The organism is Bradyrhizobium sp. PRIMUS42, assembly GCF_023006515.1.
GTDB lineage: Bacteria > Pseudomonadota > Alphaproteobacteria > Rhizobiales > Xanthobacteraceae > Bradyrhizobium.
Genome location: NZ_JALBGZ010000668.1, coordinates 1 through 3,450, shown reverse-complemented (window position 1 = coordinate 3,450; position 3,450 = coordinate 1). Strand labels below are relative to the sequence as shown.

The following is a 3,450-nucleotide window of genomic DNA, read 5'->3' as shown; positions in this document are numbered from 1 at the left end:
GCGAGCGCAAGCCGCTGCTCGGCCTGCCCGTGACGATCAAGGAATCCTTCAACGTTGCCGGGCTGCCGACGACCTGGGGATTCGTGCCGCAGAAGGAATTCAAGCCGGCCGAAGACGCCCTGGCGGTGACGCGCATCAAACAGGCCGGCGGGGTGATCCTCGGCAAGACCAACGTGCCGGTCGGCCTCGGCGATTGGCAGAGCTACAACGACATCTACGGCACCACGAACAACCCCTATGACCTCGGCCGCACACCGGGTGGATCCTCCGGAGGATCGTCGGCAGCCCTCGCCGCGGGCTATTGCGCGCTCGCCACCGGCTCCGACATCGGCGGCTCCCTGCGTGTGCCGGCCTTTCATTGCGGCATCTTCGCGCATAAGCCGACCCTCAATCTCTGTCCGGCGCGCGGCGAGACCCCGCCGCCGTTTCCGGCCATTCCGCGCGAGGGCGACCTCGCCGTCATCGGTCCGATGGCACGCACGGCAGCAGATCTTTCCTTGCTGCTCGATGTCATGGCCGGACCGGATCCGCTGGACGCCGGTGTCGCCTACAAGCTCGACTTGCCCGTTGCACGGCATCAATCGTTGCGGGACTTTCGTGTCCTGGTGATCGACAGCCACCCGCTGCTGCCGGCTGACCGGGACGTCCACGGCGCGATCGACAGGCTCGCCACCGATCTGTCAAAGGCCGGCGTGACGATCGCTCGCGAGAGCCGCCAGCTCCCGGACTTCGCGGAGACGTCGCGGCTCTACATGCGCATGCTGCTGAGCTTTCTCGGCGCATTCTTCCCGCCGGAGGAGTTTGCGGATGCGCAAGCCGGAGTGAGCCAGCTTTCGCCTGGGGATCGCAGCCTCGGCGCGGAGCGATTGCGCGGCATCACCACAAGCCACCGCGCCTGGGTGCTCGATGCCGGCGCCCGCGCGGGTCTGCGTGCGCAATGGCGCGCGCTGTTCAACACCTTCGACGCGGTGATCTGCCCGATCATGCCGACGCCGGCCTTTCCGCATGACCATTCGCCGGACCAGAGCCTGCGGCGCATCAGCATCGACGGCAAGGACTATCCCTATTCCGACCAGCTCGCCTGGCCGGGCATTGCGACGTTGCCGGGCCTGCCTGCGACGGCCGTCCCGCTCGGCCTGTCGAAAGACGGCCTGCCGGTCGGCGTGCAAATCGTCGGCCCATGGCTGGAGGATCGCACGCCGCTCAAGCTCGCCGAGCTGATCGAGCGTGAATTCGACGGGTTCGTGCTGCCGAAGATGTTTGCCGACTAGCGTTCATCGCGCGTCATTGCGAGCGCAGCAAAGCAATCCAGACCGTCACCGCGGAACGATTCTGGATTGCTTCGTCGCAAGAGCTCCTTGCAATGACGGAGCAAAACAATTTCGAGATTCCGGGTTCGCGCTCTGCGCGGTCGGAATGGCAGAAAGAAGGGAACACCATGGGCGACGACCTCGAACAGCTCACCGCGCTCAATCGCGACTATGTCGCCTCCGTGCAGAACTGCGACGTCAAGCGCTTCGACGAGATCCTGGCGCCGGAGTTCTACTGCTCCAATCCCGACAAGACGCTGGTCGACCGCGCTGCCTTCCTCGAGCAAACCGCGCGGCCGATCGCGATCCGCAATTTACATGAGCACGACGTCATCATCCGCATCATGGGCGACTTCGCGATCATTCATGCCGCGACGAGCTACACCATGGCGGACGGACAGCAGGCGACGGGACGCTATACCGATTGCTGGGCGAAGAGGAACGGCAGATGGCTGGCGGTGTCGGCGCACGTGTCACGGTGAGATGGTAAGCCATCCTCATACTCCACTGTCATGCCCCGGCTTGCCGCCTTCGCTGAAGCTTCGGCGAGCCGAGCACCCTCGTGGGCCTCGGCGTAGCCTTGGCGGAGCCGGGACCGGGCAATGACACTGATTTTGGAGCGACGCTGGCGAGCGCCGGCGCTCAGCTATCAAACATGATCACGCTGCGGAGCGTCTTGCCGGCCTTCATGTTGGCAAAGCCCTCGTTGATTTCGCTTAGCTTCAGCTTGGCCGAGATCCAGTCTTCCAGGTGCAGCCGTCCCCGCAGGTAGAAATCGACCAGCCGCGGCATGTCCACGCGAAAGTGGTTCGAGCCCATCGAGGAGCCCTGGATCTTGCGCTCGCGCAGGAAGTCGAAGCCGTGCAGCTCGATTTTCTGGCCGAACGGAATCATGCCGACGATGGTAGCGGTGCCGCCGGAGGCGAGCATGCCGAACGCTTGCTCCGCGGTCTCCTTGCGGCCGAGCACCTCGAAGGAATGATGCACGCCGCCATTGGTGAGGTCGCGCACCTGCTTGACGACCTCGCCATCGGCGGGATTGATGATGTCGGTGGCACCCAACTTGGTCGCGAGTTGGAGCTTTGCGGGATTGGTGTCGATGGCGATGATGCGGCCAGCGCCGGCGATCTGCGCGCCGTTGATCGCGGCCATGCCGACGCCTCCGCAGCCGATCACCGCAACGGTCTCGCCCGCCGTCACCTTCGCCGTGTTCACCACCGCGCCGTAGCCGGTGATGACGCCGCAGCCGATCAGCGCAGCCAGATCGAGCGGCATTTCTTTCCGGATTTTGACGATCGCGTTCTCGTGCACCAGCATCTGCTCGGCAAAGGACGAGAGATTGAGGAACTGGTGCAGCTTCTCCGGCTTCGACCATTGCATCCGGTTGGAGGCGCCCGGCAGCAGCTTAACCGTGGTGTCGGTGCAGAGTACGGTGCGGCCCGTGGTGCAGTTGTCGCAGGTGCCGCAAAACACCGACAGGCAGGTGACGACGTGATCGCCCGGCTTGACATAAGTGACGTCGGAGCCGACCTGCTCGACGATACCGGCTGACTCGTGGCCAAGCACCGCTGGTAGCGGATGCGGATAGAGGCCTTCCATGAAATGCAGGTCGGAATGACAGAGCCCGGCGACCGCCGTGCGGATCAGCACTTCGCGCGGCCCCGGCTTCGGCAGGCTGACATCCTCGATGACCAGCGGCTGGTTGACTTCATAGAGGACGGCGGCCTTCATCGAGCACTCCCTATCGCGTTTCTCTGGTTTGAGCGTGGCGTACAGCCTACGCCGCCACAACCAATTCGCAAACCTCGCTCATGCCTGCGGCGCGATCGCCGAGCAGCAGCGCGGCAATCTTGGCTTGCGCCGCATTTTCCGTGAGCCGGAACGGATCGTTCGGTGATACCCGGTGATCGATCACCAGCCGCGACAACAGCAGCCGGCGCGCATCGCCGCGCATCTCGTGGATACGGTGCGCCTCCCAGGCGAGCGCGACGGCGCTTGCGACATGATAGAGCAGGCTGGTGGCGCGCCGCGCATCGGATTCGTTTTCGGCCTTTCCTGCCACTTCGCGTGCGAAGCCGACAGCGCGATCGACGAGACCGCGCAAACGGTCGCGCCAAGCCTGCGGCACCGTGGCGCTGTC

General features: G+C 64.7%; 3 protein-coding genes and 1 pseudogene. 2 read left to right on the top strand and 2 right to left on the bottom strand.

Going from position 1 to position 3,450, the window contains the following annotated elements:
* Together MOV75_RS31525 and MOV75_RS31520 are read left to right on the top strand one after the other, a co-directional pair.
* A partial coding sequence (locus tag MOV75_RS31525) for an amidase (RefSeq protein WP_247007272.1) occupies positions 1 to 1,271 on the top strand: 1,271 nt, incomplete at its 5' end.
* Between the two features lie 167 nt (positions 1,272 to 1,438).
* A complete protein-coding gene (locus tag MOV75_RS31520; protein WP_246923266.1) occupies positions 1,439 to 1,792 on the top strand; it encodes a nuclear transport factor 2 family protein in 354 nt (117 codons plus the stop codon).
* A gap of 160 nt (positions 1,793 to 1,952) precedes the next feature.
* Here the strand turns inward: MOV75_RS31520 and MOV75_RS31515 are convergent, their stop codons facing one another.
* Positions 1,953 to 3,041: a Zn-dependent alcohol dehydrogenase gene (locus tag MOV75_RS31515; protein WP_246923259.1), complete on the bottom strand. Its 1,089-nt coding sequence runs from the start codon at positions 3,039 to 3,041 to the stop codon at positions 1,953 to 1,955.
* 46 nt (positions 3,042 to 3,087) lie between these two features.
* Positions 3,088 to 3,450: pseudogene (locus MOV75_RS31510) on the bottom strand (DNA alkylation response protein); the annotation flags it as partial.

What these genes read in the sequence shown, in the direction of transcription:
- MOV75_RS31520 (WP_246923266.1), top strand. Translation starts at nt 1,439, where the DNA reads ATGGGCGACGACCTCGAACAGCTCACCGCGCTCAATCGCGACTATGTC.
- MOV75_RS31515 (WP_246923259.1), bottom strand. Translation starts at nt 3,041, where the DNA reads ATGAAGGCCGCCGTCCTCTATGAAGTCAACCAGCCGCTGGTCATCGAG.